The sequence below is a fragment of the uncultured Ruegeria sp. genome (assembly GCF_947489545.1).
GTDB lineage: Bacteria > Pseudomonadota > Alphaproteobacteria > Rhodobacterales > Rhodobacteraceae > Ruegeria.
In genome coordinates, this window is sequence record NZ_CANLDZ010000008.1 from 21,084 (window position 1) to 36,230 (window position 15,147).

Annotated in this window: 14 protein-coding genes and 1 tRNA gene; 3 read left to right on the top strand and 12 right to left on the bottom strand. The window is 57.2% G+C overall.

The genetic code is table 11. From position 1 onward, the window contains the following. Nucleotides 1-12 precede the first annotated feature (12 nt). The 12 genes from Q1B13_RS12475 to Q1B13_RS12530 form a co-directional block, all read right to left on the bottom strand. Nucleotides 13-771, bottom strand: a complete 759-nt coding sequence (locus Q1B13_RS12475; protein ID WP_299080952.1) for an SDR family NAD(P)-dependent oxidoreductase — start codon at nucleotides 769-771, stop codon at nucleotides 13-15. After that, the gene (iolB, locus tag Q1B13_RS12480) at nucleotides 768-1,574 is read right to left on the bottom strand and encodes a 5-deoxy-glucuronate isomerase (protein WP_298935213.1); all 807 of its coding nucleotides are present in this window, start codon (nucleotides 1,572-1,574) and stop codon (nucleotides 768-770) included. Before iolB ends, Q1B13_RS12475 begins: the two co-directional genes overlap by 4 nt. Nucleotides 1,575-1,622: 48 nt before the next feature. Then, nucleotides 1,623-2,804, bottom strand: coding sequence for a phytanoyl-CoA dioxygenase family protein (locus Q1B13_RS12485; RefSeq protein WP_299080949.1), 1,182 nt, complete (start codon nucleotides 2,802-2,804; stop codon nucleotides 1,623-1,625). 51 nt (nucleotides 2,805-2,855) lie between these two features. Further along, nucleotides 2,856-3,755, bottom strand: a complete 900-nt coding sequence (iolE, locus tag Q1B13_RS12490; RefSeq protein WP_299080946.1) for a myo-inosose-2 dehydratase — start codon at nucleotides 3,753-3,755, stop codon at nucleotides 2,856-2,858. Next, complete coding sequence (iolD, locus tag Q1B13_RS12495; RefSeq protein WP_299080942.1) at nucleotides 3,752-5,584, bottom strand: 3D-(3,5/4)-trihydroxycyclohexane-1,2-dione acylhydrolase (decyclizing); 1,833 nt, start codon at nucleotides 5,582-5,584, stop codon at nucleotides 3,752-3,754. The genes iolE and iolD overlap by 4 nt, the downstream gene beginning before the upstream one ends. A gap of 160 nt (nucleotides 5,585-5,744) precedes the next feature. Further along, nucleotides 5,745-6,563, bottom strand: a complete 819-nt coding sequence (locus tag Q1B13_RS12500) for an ATP-binding cassette domain-containing protein (protein WP_298935217.1) — start codon at nucleotides 6,561-6,563, stop codon at nucleotides 5,745-5,747. Nucleotide 6,564: 1 nt separating this feature from the next. Then, nucleotides 6,565-7,689, bottom strand: coding sequence for an ABC transporter permease (locus Q1B13_RS12505; protein WP_299080939.1), 1,125 nt, complete (start codon nucleotides 7,687-7,689; stop codon nucleotides 6,565-6,567). Nucleotides 7,690-7,776: 87 nt separating this feature from the next. Further along, on the bottom strand, nucleotides 7,777-8,712 hold the full coding sequence (locus Q1B13_RS12510; RefSeq protein ID WP_298935415.1) for a sugar ABC transporter substrate-binding protein: 936 nt from the start codon (nucleotides 8,710-8,712) through the stop codon (nucleotides 7,777-7,779). 129 nt (nucleotides 8,713-8,841) lie between these two features. Continuing rightward, nucleotides 8,842-9,855, bottom strand: coding sequence for an inositol 2-dehydrogenase (iolG, locus tag Q1B13_RS12515; protein ID WP_299080936.1), 1,014 nt, complete (start codon nucleotides 9,853-9,855; stop codon nucleotides 8,842-8,844). Nucleotides 9,856-10,278: 423 nt separating this feature from the next. Then, nucleotides 10,279-10,355 (bottom strand) — tRNA-Arg (locus Q1B13_RS12520). A 21-nt stretch (nucleotides 10,356-10,376) separates the two neighbouring features. After that, entirely contained in the window at nucleotides 10,377-10,853 is a 477-nt protein-coding gene (locus tag Q1B13_RS12525; protein ID WP_299080933.1) for a GNAT family N-acetyltransferase, read from the bottom strand. Then, nucleotides 10,854-11,165 carry an ETC complex I subunit gene (locus tag Q1B13_RS12530; RefSeq protein ID WP_298935221.1) on the bottom strand — a complete coding sequence of 104 codons (312 nt, stop codon included), beginning with the start codon at nucleotides 11,163-11,165 and terminating at the stop codon, nucleotides 10,854-10,856. A gap of 146 nt (nucleotides 11,166-11,311) precedes the next feature. On the opposite strand from Q1B13_RS12530, the gene Q1B13_RS12535 reads away from it, so the two are divergent. The 3 genes from Q1B13_RS12535 (at nucleotide 11,312) to uvrB (ending at nucleotide 15,143) form a co-directional block, all read left to right on the top strand. Beyond that, complete coding sequence (locus tag Q1B13_RS12535; RefSeq protein ID WP_299080931.1) at nucleotides 11,312-12,268, top strand: thermonuclease family protein; 957 nt, start codon at nucleotides 11,312-11,314, stop codon at nucleotides 12,266-12,268. Between the two features lie 145 nt (nucleotides 12,269-12,413). Further along, nucleotides 12,414-12,878 carry an SRPBCC family protein gene (locus Q1B13_RS12540; protein ID WP_299080928.1) on the top strand — a complete coding sequence of 155 codons (465 nt, stop codon included), beginning with the start codon at nucleotides 12,414-12,416 and terminating at the stop codon, nucleotides 12,876-12,878. Between the two features lie 78 nt (nucleotides 12,879-12,956). Beyond that, nucleotides 12,957-15,143 carry an excinuclease ABC subunit UvrB gene (gene uvrB / locus Q1B13_RS12545; protein WP_299080925.1) on the top strand — a complete coding sequence of 729 codons (2,187 nt, stop codon included), beginning with the start codon at nucleotides 12,957-12,959 and terminating at the stop codon, nucleotides 15,141-15,143. Nucleotides 15,144-15,147: the final 4 nt, after the last annotated feature.

Consider the following 15,147-nt stretch of genomic DNA (forward strand, 5'->3'; position numbering starts at 1 on the left):
CGAGGCTTGGCCTCAGATCGATCCGCCTTCGACCATGAAGTTTCCAGCGCTGCACATTGCGGCATCGTCGGAAGCCAGAAACAGCACCATCCGCGCGACGTATATTGGGTCAATCGGGTCCGGCAGGCACTGGCGGTCCAGCTGTTTTGCCAGCGTCTCAGGCGTGACCCACAGGTCTCTCTGACGCTCGGTCATGATCCAGCCCGGCACAACCGTATTCACGCGGATACGGTGATTGCCCAGCTCTCGCGCCATGGTCCGGGTCAGGCCGTGGACGGCCGATTTAGCCGTGGCGTAGGCCGGGAACCCAGCGCCCGCCTCCCACCAGGAATTTGAACCGAGATTGATGATCGACCCTCCACCGTTTTCAATCATCCCCGGGGCTACGGATTGGATAGCAAAAAACATATGGCGGATATTGGTCGCCATGCGTTCGTCCCAGTAGGCCGGGCTGACCTCGCGCCAATCATGGCGGTCATCATGGGCAGCGTTGTTAACCAACACCTGAGCTTGCCCTAACTCTTCGGTTATCTGGGTGAAAGCATCCCGCAGCGCGTCGATGTCTCGCAAATCACACGGGGCAAAGACATGCTCATCCTCAAGATCGGTCAGCAGCGCGTGCCCGGCATCCGCATTGATGTCCATAAATCCGACCTTTGCACCCTGCGCGGCAAAGCCGCGTACGGTGTCTGCTCCGATACCACCGGCACCGCCGGTGACAATGACAGTCTTGCCGCGCAGGCTGGGGTAAATGGCAAAGTCTTTGGTCAACTATCACGCTCCATGATCCACTCGACCTCGGGGGCCGGAACAAAACGCCATTTCCGCAAGGGTCCGGCCATGACGTTCAGATAGTACATCTCAAACCCATAAGGTGCTCCGCAAGGGTGATGTCCACGTGGAACGGTCACGACATCGCCATCGGACACAGCCATGGTTTCATCCAACTGCCCATCATCTGTATAGACCCGCTGAATGCCAAAACCATTGGCCGGGTTCAGGCGGTGATAGTATGTCTCTTCCAGATAGGTGATGCGGGGAAAGTCATCTTCGTCATGACGGTGGCTTGGGTAGGAAGACCAATGCCCGTTGGGCGTAAAGACTTCGGTCACCAACAGACTATCAGCGTAGTCTTCATGCTCCATCGCAATGTTATTGATATACCTTGTATTCACGCCCTTCCCGCGTTCGCTCAGGGTAATTCCATCAGGTCCGATCCGGCGCGCCTCATGCCCTCTGTTCCCCGGCGCCGAGCACACGGCGATAACGCAATCGGTTTCAGCCACCGCATCCCAACTCGTCCCATTCGGTAGATACAGACAGTGCGGAGGCGTCTTTTCGAAAACGTTCATCCTGTCGCCCAGAACACCCCAATCCTGGCCAGCTCCGGTGACCTGTGCCTTACCTTCGATCATAACAAGAATGACTTCGTTGTCTCCGGTGTCCTCTGCCGCCAGATCCCCCGCTTTAAGGTGGAAAAGCCCAAACCCAACGTACTGCCATCCGGCGCTGGCAGGGGTGATGTCATGCACTTTACCACTCGTGCCAACGGGTTTTTTGAGCAGATTGGCCATTTGGGTCTCTCCTTGATGGGCGGGCGCAACGCCCACCCGTTTCTTGCTTCAGGCAGCCTGCCGGTTTTGCAGGGCCGAAAGTGCTTCGGCCAGTTGCCCCTCTGTCCACCCTTCCGACACCGCGCGGCGCAGAATGTCGGCCTGACTTTCCGGTGCGTTACCGCCAATCGGCGGGTCTGTGTCCAGATTGGTCGGGAAAGGGTAGCCTTCTGCCGTAGCCGCGATGGCCGCGTCCACCTCAGCCGCGCTGAGATCACCACGCTGTTTCAACGCAACAAGTGAGGGGAAAATGGCCTCGGACATGGTCCGGCGATCCACCACCTCCATCGCGCGACCAAAAGCCGAGGAGATTTGCAGCAGGTTCGCCATTCTGTGGATGTCCGAACTGCTGTTTTCGCCAGCAGCGTGAAACAGCGCCGGGTTGAAAAAGACAGCATCGCCCTTTGCCAATGGCAACTGGATATAGCGGTCTTCGAAATGGGCCCGATGCCCATCATCATGAAACGCCAGATACCCGGGCGGATAAAGTTGAGAAAACGGCAACAGCTTGGTTGGCCCGCTCTCCACCGGCATGTCACAATGGGCAACCGCCCCTTGCAACGTAAGCGCAGCTGTCACCAGATGCGCATGTACGGGATACCGGGCGGCGCTGTCGGCGCTTTGGAACCCCAGATGGTAGTCCCGATGCGCCTGTTGTGCCTTTCCACCCGGGCGCACCTGATTGATCTGCGCTGTGACCTGATAGTTCGGACCCAGCCAAGCCTCGCACGCTGCCGCGATTGTTGTGTTGCCGAAATAGAGCGCGAATCCTTCCGGGTCGCGCAGGCATTGCTTTTGCAACGCATTCCAAATCCTGTCATTGGCCCCGGACGCGGCGAAATGATCGCCCTCGCCTGCCCCGCTTCTGCGCTCATCTTCGATGATCTGACGGAATACATCTGTGGCCCGATCAATCACGGACGTGTCCGCATATGCCCCCTTAAGAGCAATAACACCCGACGATTTATCCAGCACCCAGCCCCATTCCGCCAGCAGCGCACGGCGCGTTTCACCGTTCTCCAACGCAGGGCGCAACGCATGCATGTCATATATCGGCACGTTCTTTTCAACCGACGCAGCATGTGGCACGGCGTGGGCTATTAGATTTTGTGAGGTCAACACCTTGAATTCATCCAGATCACAGGATTCTCGGTCAAAATATCCGACATATCCAAGGTCTTGATCTACCATGATTTTGTTCCTTCCTCATGGCCGAGGTGATGCCCCCGAAAGGGCAGGTCGTCAGGCTTTGATCTCCAATCCAGCATGTCCGCAGACATCGACAATGTGGTCGTAGCCCAGTTTTGAGTACTCATATGGTGGCGCTTTGGCTGGATCCTGTTCCGCCTCGACCACGATCCAGCCGTTGTAGTCCATCGCCTTCAGCGCATGGGCGACGGCCTGAAAATCGATGCAGCCATCGCCGGGCACCGTGAAGGCACCAGCAATCACGGCGTCCAGGAAACTGAGGTTGTTTTCGCGCGTGTCCTGTACCACAGCCGGGCGGATATCCTTAAAATGCACGTGATGAACGCGATCGCCCCACCGGTTCAACGTCGCCATGACATCGCCACCACCAAACAACAGATGGCCAGCGTCAAAGCACAGGTTCACCTCGGGACCGGCCCCCTCCATCAGCCAGTTCACGTCATCTTCGCTTTCGATGATCGTGCCCATGTGATGGTGATAGGCCATCGGCATGCCCCGATCGGCCATCCATTTGGCCAGTTCGGTGATCTTTGCGGCGTAGGCCAGCACCTCGTCTTTGGACAGTTTCGGACGATCGTTGAGCGGTGTCCCAGCCTGCGTCTGAATTGTGTTCGAGCATTCCGCGTAAACGATACATGGGCTATTCAGCGCCACGAACTGTTCTACCTGCTCACGCACGGCATCACGCTCGGTTGCGAAGTCATTAATCAGCGACGCGCCCGAGCACCAACCACCGCAGAGCGCGATATCACTACCCTCAAGATAGGCGCGCAGCCCTTCGGTATCGCCGGGCATCCGCTGGCCACGTTCCACGCCGGTATAGCCGATCTCGCGCGCCTCTTTCAAAGCCTGCTCCATTGTGTAGGCCGCAGTCAGATCGGGCAGGTCATCATTTTGCCAGGCTATCGGCGAGATCCCGATTTTCACGCTCATTTCGTGTTTCTTTCCTTTATGGCGACTTCATACGCCGCTCGTTTTTCATTCACTTCGGGGCGGCTGCTGACCTCGGGCACCGCCACTTCCCACCATGTGCCGCCATATTCAGTCGACGGGTATGGGTCGGTGTCTATAACAACCACATACGGGCCTTTGACCTCACTCCGTTTCGCCAATGCCTCCTCCAACTCTGCAATCGAAGTGACCTTGACTGCGGTCGCTCCCATCGCCGCCGCATGGGCGGTAAAGTCGATGGCCGACGGCGTGTCATGCACCGCATGGTCCAGAAGGTTGTTAAACTCGGCCCCGCCCGTGCCCATTTGCAAACGGTTGATGCAGCCGAAACCGCGGTTATCAGTGATAACGACGGTGAAGGACACACCCATCATTGCTGCCGACGCCATTTCCGAGTTCGCCATCATATACGTGCCATCGCCGGTAAAGCAGATTACGTCACGCTCGGGCTGGGCCATCTTGATGCCCATGGCACCAGCAATCTCGTACCCCATGCAGCTGAACCCGTATTCCATGTGGTAAGACCCGGGGCGCGGTGCTTTCCACAGCTTGTGCAACTCTCCGGGCATGGTGCCCGCGGCGCACATCACAACTGTGTCGTCATTTGATGCCCGCTGAACAGCGCCCACCACCTGCATATCGGTCGGCAACGCGTTGCCCTCGCCCGGCGCATCCGTCAGCGCATCAACCTTGCTAAACCAGTCCGATTTCAGCGTATCGGCCACTGGTTCCGCGCGATAGCCTTGCAGCCCTTGGCCCAGTTCATTCAGCCCAACCTGGGCATCGGACTGCAGCGGCATCGCGCCGTGCTTTTCAGCGTCATAAGCGACCGTGTTCAGGCAGACCAATTCACGCTGCGGATTTGAGAACAGCCCCCATGAACCTGTCGTGAAATCCTGCAACCGCGTGCCAACGCCCAATACCAGATCGGCTTCGGCGCAAACTGCATTGGACGGCTCACCGCCTGTCACGCCGACCGGACCAAGGTTCAGCGGATGATCCCAGGCCAAGGCGGATTTGCCCGCCTGCGTCTCAGCCACGGGGATGTTGTGCGACTCGGCGAAGCTTTGCAGTGCATCAGTCGCACCCGAGTAGTGCACCCCGCCCCCGGCGATGATGACCGGTCGCTTTGCTGTCTTGATAGCGGCAACCGCGCGGGCCAATTCCGCCTCATCCGGACGGGTACGACGTTGATACCAGACGCGCGGCTCAAAGAAGCTTTCGGGATATTCATAAGCTTCCGCCTGAACGTCCTGACAGAAGGCCAACGTTGCGGGCCCGCAATCGGCCGGGTCCGTCATCGTCCGGAAGGCACGCGGCAGCGCGGTCAGTAGATGCTCAGGGCGGGAAATGCGGTCGAAATACCGACTGACGGGTTTGAAACAATCATTGGCGCTGACGGTCCCATCACCAAAGCTTTCGATCTGCTGCAAAACCGGGTCAGGTCCCCGCGTGGCGAACACATCACCGGGAATGATCAGAACCGGCAGCCGGTTCACATGCGCCAGCGCCGCCGCCGTCACCATGTTGGTTGCCCCTGGACCGATCGACGACGTGACCGCCATTGTACGTGCACGTCGCATCTGCTTGGCATATGCAATCGCGCAATGCGCCATGGTCTGCTCGTTGTGGCCACGATAGGTGGGCAGGCTGTCTTTCACGGCGTGCAATGCCTCGCCCAGCCCAGCCACGTTTCCGTGGCCGAATATTGCCCAGACACCGGCGATGAACGGTTCTCCGGCCTCGTTCATCTGAGCGCCTAAATAGCGCACCAGAGCTTGCGCTGCGGTCAGTCGGATTGTCTTGCTCATGATAATCCCTTTCAACAGGAGCCCATGCCGGGCAATACATCATGTCTCATTTTTTTGAAGGTTCTCATTCTCTTGACTGGCATGGCTTAGGGCTAAAAAGCCTATGCTGTCGTTTCGGATGTCCCACCCAACACGGCGGAACACCCTGATTTCTGCCTGCCTAGACGGTACCGCCCAGCGATCCTTCCAGCTGCGCCATCTCCTGACCCCCGGCCATCAAATCCTGCAACTCTTCCGGCGTGATTTCCCCGCGCTTGGCCGTGCCAAGGGTTTTACCCCTGTTCAGCACAGTAAAGCGGTCGCCGACGGCCAACGCATGCCGCACGTTGTGGCTGATGAAGACAACACCCACACCCTGGCTACGCACCTTGTCGATGGTCGCCAGAACATTCGAGGTCTGTCGCACACCAAGGGCCGAGGTCGGCTCATCAAGGATTAGAATCTTGGCGCCAAAATGCACAGCGCGGGCAATGGCGACCGTTTGGCGCTCGCCCCCTGACAGGGTTCCAACCGCCTGATCTGGTCCACGAAGGTTAATGCCCATCTTTCGCATTTCCTCCATGGTGATTTCATCAGCTTGTTTCTTGTCAAAGAAATTGATCCCCGCGACTTTACGGGTCGGCTCATTTCCCATGAAGAAATTGCGGCTGACGCTCATCAGCGGAATCATCGCAAGGTGCTGGTGCACGGTCGCAATCCCCGCCGAAATTGCATCGCGCGGATCTTCGAAATGCATCGGACGATTCTCAAAGAAGATCTCGCCCGCAGTTGGCTTATGTACACCGGACATCGTCTTGATGAAGGTCGACTTGCCCGCACCATTGTCACCCAGAAGGCAGTGGCACTCACCGGGCCTCAGATCAAAACTCACACCAGCTAGGGCAATTACCGAACCAAAGTGCTTTTCGATATTCACCATTCTGATGATCGGTTCTTTCTGATCTGCATCGCCGTGATGGAATTTACTGTCTTCAGTCATCTCAGCGTTCTCCTGTGATGATGCGGCGGATGTATGTGTTCAGGATCACCGCGCCCAAAAGTATGACGCCCAGGAACACTCGGAACAGAGAGCTTTCGACCCCGGCAAAGAACAGCCCCTGCTGCACCACGCCAAAGATCAACGCCCCAAGTGCGGCCCCCAATACCGAGCCGTAGCCGCCGGTCAGCAATGCGCCGCCGATAACCACAGCGATGATTGCTTCGAACTCTTTCAACAGGCCGCGATCCGCCCCGGCAGAGCCGAATTCCATCACCTGACAGGTCGCGAAGACTGTTGCGCAGAAGGCAGTGAACATGAACATCAGTATCTTGACCTTGTTCACCGGAACACCCGAGTTTCGGGCCGCTTCGGCGTCGCCACCAGCCGCGAAAATCCAGTTCCCAAACTTGGTTTTGGTCAACAACACATGGCCAAAGATAATAAGCCCGATGGCCCATATGATCAGCATTGGTATCCCGTCAACAACGGGCTGCCCCTCGCGTGTTCCGCGTTCGAACGTAGCAATGATCCCTGTGTCACCCAGCCACGTAAAGAAACCCTGACCAATCTTGCCGCCAAACACGGACGCCAGCCAGTCGCCTTCGGCCGTATCCTTGATACCGCCAATGATGGTTTTGCGTTCGATTGTCTGTGGCAGGAAGATGGTGAAACCGCGCAGGATGAACAGGAATGCAAGCGTCACAATAAAGCTTGGAAGACCGGTTCGAACGACAATAAAGCCATTGAGCGCGCCGATAGAGACACAGAGGACAAAGGTCACAATGATCGCCATCCAGACAGGCCAGCTCATCGTGACCGAGAATATCGCGATCATCATACCGGCGAAGCCGATCATTGATCCCACTGACAGGTCAAACTCACCAGCAATCATCAGCAAGCATGCCCCGACTGCGATAATCATGAATTGCGCCGAAACGATGGACCAGTTTAGAACGCCCTGACTGTTGAACATTCCGCTGTCAAAAGCAAAAAGCAGGAAAAACGTGAAGACAGCAACTGTGCCCACCATGCCGCCCAGTTCCGGACGGATCAGGGCCTGACGCAGGGGTGAGATTTGTTTGATTCGTTCGTCATCGCCTGTCGTGGATTGCGCCGACTCAGCCATTTTTATCCTCCCTCAAGCGGTCTTCTGAGAATTGGAAAACAAGGTTGGTACGGGCGCGCATTTGTTGCGCCCGCACCTAAGTGAAGATCAGCGGTACTCGCCCGCAAATTCTTCAATTTTGGTCAGGCCATCAGCGGTTACAAAACCGGGGCCCGAGTTGATGTTGTTGCCCGGCAGAACGCCGTAACGGTGGTAGTTGGTCATTACAACAACCGGCAGGTACGCCTGCAAGAAGGGCTGCTGATCGATGCCCCATTGGATGGTGCCGTCCTTGATTGCTTTGACAATTTCACCACCCAGATCGAAGGTGCCGAAATAGATGTCACCGGCCATGCCATTTTCCTGCAAAGCAAGTATGGTCGGGTCGGCAGAAACAGGGCCAAGCGTCAGAACTGCGTCTGTGTCTGGGTTCGCCGACAGATAGGCCAGAACCCGGTTTTTGATTTCCGCAGGGTCCTGACCTGCGTCAATCATTTGCTCGCCCAGCTCAATTCCCAGACCATCGGCAAAGCCTTGGCACCGCTCTTGGCTGGACGGCTGTACAATGTAATGGTTCACGCACAGGAACGACCCAATGCCATCGCCCTTGGCCTTTTGACCTGCGGCAAAGCCGGCATCATATTCGGGCTGGCCGACATACATCAGTGCACCAATTTCACGGGCTTTTTCAGGCGTACCGGTGTTCATGATGATGACATCGATCCCGGAATCAACCGCAGCCTTGATCGGACCTTCCAGAATGTCTGGGTCCGCCAGAGTTGTGATGATGCCGTTGGGCCCAGATGCCGCCGCCTGATCGATGATCCGCGCCATATCGGCAAGGTCCCCGGTGGGGGGATTGCGATATTCGACTTCGACACCCATCTGCTCACCCGCCAAGGCGATGCCGTTTTTGATTGTGTTCCACCAGCTGTCGCTGTCAGGTGCGTGGCTGACCAGAATGTACTTCTCGCCTTCCGCCGCAGCACCGGTCGCTGCGCCAAGCGCGACCGCGCTTGCCATTAATACCCCTTTTACGAACATTTTCATTTCCATTCCTCCCATTAGAACAGTTTGTCTTGTCGCCGGGGTCTTAACCCCAATAGTTCGGCACAGCCGAATCTCTGACGCTCCAACCCAAGGCCGAGCTGTGTTCAGTTTGAAGAAATCCGATCATTTTGCAACCGGTTTCAAAATTTCATCCATTCGCACTGGCCCGCCAGACTGGACTGAGCGCGTTGCAGCCTCGGCCATCGCCAGCGCCGCGACGCCATCCTCCAGCGTCACGGGCACCTTTGCGCCGGACAGCGCCGCCTCGACAAAAGCGGCCCATTCTGCCTGATACGCAGGCATATAGCGTTCAAGGAAAAAGTAGGTCGGCTTGGCCGCTATGACGCCATCGGCTGTAGACTTGACCATTGTGTTTTCCAGCATGTTCTGCGCTTGTAGTAGCCCTTCGGACCCCAGCATCTCGACCCGCTGATCATAGCCATATGCAGCCCGGCGCGAATTCTTGATGACGGCAATCCGGCCATCTGCATAAGTCATTGTAACAACTGCGGTATCAACGTCGCCGGCATGACCGATTTCAGCATCAATGATCGAAGACCCAACAGCAGAGATAACCGTTGGCACATCTCCCATCAGGTAGTTGGCTATATCAAAATCATGGATCATCATGTCCCGGAACAACCCCCCCGACACCTTGATATAGCTTACAGGTGGCGGTGCCGGATCAAAGGAGGTGATCGACAGCAATTCGGTTTTGCCGATCTCACCCGCGTTGGCGGCTGTTTTGATCGCCGAAAAGCTGGGATCAAATCGACGGTTGAATCCGATCATCACCGGTAGCCCGTGGATCGCAACATTTACCTGACATGCAATGGCCCGCTCCAAATCCAGATCAACAGGCTTTTCACACAAAACAGCCTTGCCCGAGCTGGTCGCTGCTTCAATCAGGTCAGAATGTGTATCTGTCGGCGTCGCAATCAGAATCGCATCAATGTCAGAATCCGCAATGATCTCGTCCGAGTTGCGCACTTTGGCACCATGCGCGTCCGCAAGATCAGCGGCTGCTTCGGGCACCGCGTCAGAGACCGCGCAAAGCCTGCTGCGCGGATGGGCAGAAATGGCCTGCGCATGAACGCGACCGATGCGCCCAGCGCCCAGCAGTCCAACCTTCAGCATGCAACTCTCCCGAATCCTTGTTGGACCCAACAATGAGTTTCTTTGCAACCGGTTGCAAGAATTATTTCACGGGACACGCCTAATAGCGTTAGAAACACCTTCCAACCCGCCGCTTGGGGCCTCAGCTGCTCGCCAATCAGTTGCTCCTACATGGGTCCGCGATGCAGCGACGTTTCCTAGCAGAGCGCAAAGAAATGAAGGCTTAGGACACCTAATTTCAACAACTACGGGAATCCCCCAATTTATTGAGTCGTTAACCTAGGCTAAGTTGAATTTACTGGAACACACTACCACTCAACGACCCCCTTGATGAGGGGCTGGCCTGACCCCCTCACCCAGCCCCTCAGACCTCACCAAAAAGTAAAATAAACCAAGCACGATGAGCTCGCACTTGTGGTACTTGTTGGGCAATCAAGTCTGAAATGGCGATCCCTGAAGGACTCGAACCCTCAACCTGCTGATTAGAAGTCAGCTGCTCTATCCAGTTGAGCTAAGGGACCGCTGGGTTCTTCTTGCTGCTTTTACGACCGAGGTTCAAGAGCCAAGCGCATGAAGGCGCTGTTCGGGTCATGGTCGTACCCATAGATCGGTTCGCAGTAGGAATAGCCGAGTGTCTCATAGAGCTTGCGCGCTGCATCATATTCCGTCAGGTGCGCGGCACCTGTTTCCAGAACCAGCGCCAATACGCCCTCGGCCCGCGCCATGTCGGTGAGATGAGTCATCATCACGCGCGCTAGGCCGCGGCCGCGCGCGGTCGCCAGAATATGGACCGATTTTACTTCGGCAGTGCCATCCGGCAGCGTTTTGAGCGCGCCACACCCCAAGGGTTGCCCCTCGTCATAGAGGGCAAAGAACCGAATACCCGGCTCTCGCAGAGCATCAACATCCAAGGTGTGATTCGAGGTTTGCGGCGTCGCATCCCAACTATGGGCAAGATGCGCCTCAATGATAGGTCGCAGATCCTCTGCGCCGGGGTCAGCCTCGCGGATATCGATCATTCAGTGCGTCCAGGGACCACGCCGATCGGTCGCAAAATTCTCGCCATACCCACGCGCACGCAAGTTGGGCTTGCGCTTATGCGGCTCGCTGACCTGAGCGTCGATCCCATTGTCTTTGGCGTAATCCAGCGCTTCTTCCTTGGTGTCGAATTTCAAACGCACTTGGGTTTGGGTATCGTTGGACGAAGTCCACCCCATCAACGGATCAACCTCGCGCGCCGAAGACGGGGCATATTCCAGAACCCATTTCCGGGTCTTTGCCATGCCCGAAGTCATCGCATTCCGTGAAGGTTGGTAGATCCTTGCGCGCATGTCGCCTCTCCGTAGTACTCACTTGGCTGTGCCTGTTTATGCGTCAGAGTGCGGGCCGGGACAAGATTGCAATTGTCACAGTTAACAATCTGTCGTCCCGCCATGGTAGACTGGCCCTGTTTATTTATGCCATTTGGAGGAATCTTATGTCTGGCACATCATTTACAGCCAAAGTGGACCGTGTGGTCGACGGCGACACCGTTCGCGTCTTTCTGGATGACGACAGCGACAATAGCGAAAGCCTGCGCGTTCTGGCTTTGGACACCGAAGAGGTGTTTGCTGGCAGCAAGCCCGTCACCCCATTGGGTCAGGCTGCATCTGACCGCGCCAAGGAACTGATCACGCCAGGCGATACCGTGAAACTGATCCTGCCCGGAACCGAACCCCGTGAAGAGGCCTTGCAGAAATACCGTGGAAATTTCGGCCGTGTGTTGTGCTATCTGGAGTTGGAGGACGGCACAGACTTTCAACAGGTGATGATTCAGGAAGGCTTGTCGCCTTACTTCCAGAAATATGGGTATGCAGAATTCGCCCATCTACACGATCGCTACCGAGATGCCGAGCGCCGGGCCCAGACCGCAAAGCTTGGGATCTGGGACCAGGTCGCCAACAACGGCTCGGTCATGCGAAACTATGCGCCCCTGACCACATGGTGGGACCTGCGCGCCCGGATCATTGAAGGCTACCGCGATATCAAACGCCGCAATCCGCAGATCAACATGTTCAATACCCGGCTGGATTATGACCGGCTGGTCGAAATTGCCAAAGCCGGGCAGGAAACCACCGTGTTCATCGAGCTGCGCGATTTTACCCCAACCTCGGGGGATCACATACTGTTCAACACAGGCAGTCTGACCCAGCCCTATCAACTGTTCATTCCAAACGGGAACATGGGCGGCGGCGAGGATGTGATGAACCTGATCCTCACACGCTATCGTGCAGATGGAGAAGACGTCCCGCGTCGATCTTATGCCTATGTCACAGGCGCAACCAAGATGTTCCCGGACAACGATACGGGACGACCCGAGATCATCGTGACCGATCCAGCGCAGATTACGGATTGGCCGGATGTGGCCTTGGAACGCGTTGGATTGTCCGGCTGAACGATAAAATGCTCTGCAACAAGTCCATCCGACAATCCCCCGGTGGGCCCTTATTCAGCTGCCAACGTATTGTGACGCTGCTAATGACAATTTCTGTCGTTAGCAGCGTCTAGAATTCCGCAGCTTTCAAATCGGGACAACCACTATGATTCGCAAAGAATGCAAACTGGATATCGATGCGACACCCGATGCAGTATGGGCTGTCTTAGGCCGCTACATGCATATCGACGAATTCGCCCCGGCGGTCACATCGGTGGATGCGTTGACAGATGGCACTGACGGGATCGGATCGCGCCGGCGCTGTCACTTCGAAAACGGGACGTCGGTCGTCGAGGAAGTCACCAGTTGGCAGGCCCGCCACGGATATGGCGTGCGGCTGAGCGAAATGGACGCCATGCCCCTGCACGAGGCTAGCGCTGCGCTGGTCCTAGAACCATTGCCGGGCAACGGTACCCGTGTGATTTGGGGCATGGACTATCGGGTCAAATACGGTCCTTTGGGATGGCTGCTGGGGCAGACCCTGATGAAGATGATGATGGGCAAAGTTCTGGATGCCAATCTGAACGGACTTGCCGAAAAACTACGTCGTGACGTGGTTTCGACATCCTAAGCCGTCATCACATCTGCTTCAGCCCTTGCAGTTGGACAAAATAAGAACAAATGTAGAGGCCTGACCCGGAGCCTGCCCATGCCTTACGCCCATTCTGACAAGACCCAAATGACCACCGAGGACGTTCGCGCGCGCCTGAAACTGGAAGGCGGCAAGCAATTCGTGATGCATACAGAATTTGCGCCCGCAGGCGACCAGCCGACAGCGATAAAGGAATTGACCAGCGGCGTGCTGGACGGCGAACGCGAACAGGTCCTACTGGGCGCGACCGGGACCGGTAAGACCTTCACCATGGCCAAGGTGATCGAGGAAACCCAGCGCCCCGCCATCATCCTTGCGCCCAACAAGACTCTGGCGGCGCAGCTATATGGCGAATTCAAAGGCTTCTTTCCCGAAAACTCCGTAGAATACTTCGTGTCCTACTACGACTACTACCAGCCCGAGGCATATGTCGCGCGGTCAGACACCTATATCGAGAAAGAATCCCAGATCAACGAACAGATCGACCGGATGCGCCACTCGGCCACGCGGGCGCTGCTGGAGCGGGATGATGTGATCATCGTTGCCTCGGTGTCGTGCATATACGGTATCGGTTCGGTCGAAACCTATGGGGCGATGACACAGGATTTGAAAGTCGGCGGCGAATACGACCAGCGCCAGATCATGGCCGATCTGGTCGCTCAGCAATATCGCCGCAACGATCAGGCCTTCCAGCGCGGCTCGTTCCGCGTGCGCGGCGACAGCCTCGAAATCTGGCCCGCCCACCTAGAAGACCGCGCCTGGAAGTTCTCGTTCTTCGGCGAAGAACTTGAAACCATTACCGAGTTTGACCCCCTGACCGGCGAACGTGCCGCGAATATGGAGCAGGTGCGGGTCTACGCCAACTCGCACTATGTGACGCCAAAACCAACAATGAATCAGGCGATCATCGGCATCAAAAAGGAACTGCGCATCCGGCTGGATCAACTGGTCGGCGAGGGCAAACTGCTGGAAGCGCAGCGTCTGGAACAGCGTACCAATTTCGATCTGGAAATGCTGGAGGCTACAGGCGTATGCAACGGGATCGAAAACTACTCGCGCTATCTGACAGGCCGCGCACCGGGCGAGCCACCCCCGACCTTGTTCGAGTTCATCCCCGACAACGCGATTGTTTTTGCCGACGAATCCCACGTTAGCGTCCCGCAGATCGGCGGCATGTACCGGGGCGACTACCGGCGCAAGTTCACACTGGCCGAACACGGGTTCCGCCTGCCGTCCTGCATGGACAACCGTCCCCTCAAATTCGAGGAATGGGACGCCATGCGCCCGCAATCCGTCTTCGTCTCGGCCACCCCGGCCAAGTGGGAGATCGAACAGACCGGCGGCGTCTTCACCGAACAGGTGATCCGCCCCACCGGCCTCTTGGACCCCGAGGTCGAGATCCGCCCCGTCAGCATGCAGGTGGACGACCTGCTGGACGAGGTGCGCAAGGTCGCCGCCGATGGCTACCGCACGCTGGTCACCACGCTGACCAAACGCATGGCTGAGGATCTGACCGAATACCTGCACGAACAGGGCATCAAGGTCCGCTACATGCACTCGGACATCGACACGCTGGAACGCATCGAAATCCTGCGCGACCTGCGACTGGGCGCGTTCGACGTGCTGATCGGCATCAACCTGCTGCGCGAGGGGCTCGACATCCCCGAATGCGGGCTGGTCGCCATTCTGGACGCCGACAAAGAAGGCTTCCTACGGTCCGAGACCTCACTGGTCCAGACCATTGGCCGCGCCGCACGGAACGCCGATGGTCGCGTGATCATGTATGCCGACAAGATCACCGGTTCGATGGAACGCGCGCTGGAGGAAACCAACCGCCGCCGCGCCAAGCAGGTCGCCTATAACGAGGAACACGGCATCACCCCCGCAACGGTGAAAAAGAATGTCGAGGACGTTCTGGCCGGTCTCTACCAAGGCGACGTCGACATGAACCGCGTCACCGCCACCATCGACAAACCGATGCACGGCGCCAATCTCGAGGCTCATCTGGACGGTCTGCGCGACAAGATGCGAAAAGCCGCCGAGAACCTGGAATTCGAAGAGGCCGCCAACATCCGCGATGAGATCAAACGTCTGGAAGCGGTCGACCTCGCCGTCGCCGATGACCCCATGGCGCGCCAATGGGCGGTCGAGAAAGCCTCGGAAGACGCGGTGAAATCGCGTGGACGGTCAACGGCTGGAAGGCCGGGGCAAAGGGGCGGGAATGTGAAGCGGCGGAAGCGGTAGTGCC

Excerpts from the sequence above, each read along its gene's own strand:
- iolB (WP_298935213.1), bottom strand. The coding sequence starts at position 1,574 with ATGGCCAATCTGCTCAAAAAACCCGTTGGCACGAGTGGTAAAGTGCAT.
- Q1B13_RS12485 (WP_299080949.1), bottom strand. The coding sequence starts at position 2,804 with ATGGTAGATCAAGACCTTGGATATGTCGGATATTTTGACCGAGAATCC.
- iolE (WP_299080946.1), bottom strand. The coding sequence starts at position 3,755 with ATGAGCGTGAAAATCGGGATCTCGCCGATAGCCTGGCAAAATGATGAC.
- iolD (WP_299080942.1), bottom strand. The coding sequence starts at position 5,584 with ATGAGCAAGACAATCCGACTGACCGCAGCGCAAGCTCTGGTGCGCTAT.
- Q1B13_RS12500 (WP_298935217.1), bottom strand. The coding sequence starts at position 6,563 with ATGACTGAAGACAGTAAATTCCATCACGGCGATGCAGATCAGAAAGAA.
- Q1B13_RS12505 (WP_299080939.1), bottom strand. The coding sequence starts at position 7,689 with ATGGCTGAGTCGGCGCAATCCACGACAGGCGATGACGAACGAATCAAA.
- Q1B13_RS12510 (WP_298935415.1), bottom strand. The coding sequence starts at position 8,712 with ATGTTCGTAAAAGGGGTATTAATGGCAAGCGCGGTCGCGCTTGGCGCA.
- iolG (WP_299080936.1), bottom strand. The coding sequence starts at position 9,855 with ATGCTGAAGGTTGGACTGCTGGGCGCTGGGCGCATCGGTCGCGTTCAT.
- Q1B13_RS12525 (WP_299080933.1), bottom strand. The coding sequence starts at position 10,853 with ATGATCGATATCCGCGAGGCTGACCCCGGCGCAGAGGATCTGCGACCT.
- Q1B13_RS12530 (WP_298935221.1), bottom strand. The coding sequence starts at position 11,165 with ATGCGCGCAAGGATCTACCAACCTTCACGGAATGCGATGACTTCGGGC.
- Q1B13_RS12535 (WP_299080931.1), top strand. The coding sequence starts at position 11,312 with ATGTCTGGCACATCATTTACAGCCAAAGTGGACCGTGTGGTCGACGGC.
- Q1B13_RS12540 (WP_299080928.1), top strand. The coding sequence starts at position 12,414 with ATGATTCGCAAAGAATGCAAACTGGATATCGATGCGACACCCGATGCA.
- uvrB (WP_299080925.1), top strand. The coding sequence starts at position 12,957 with ATGCCTTACGCCCATTCTGACAAGACCCAAATGACCACCGAGGACGTT.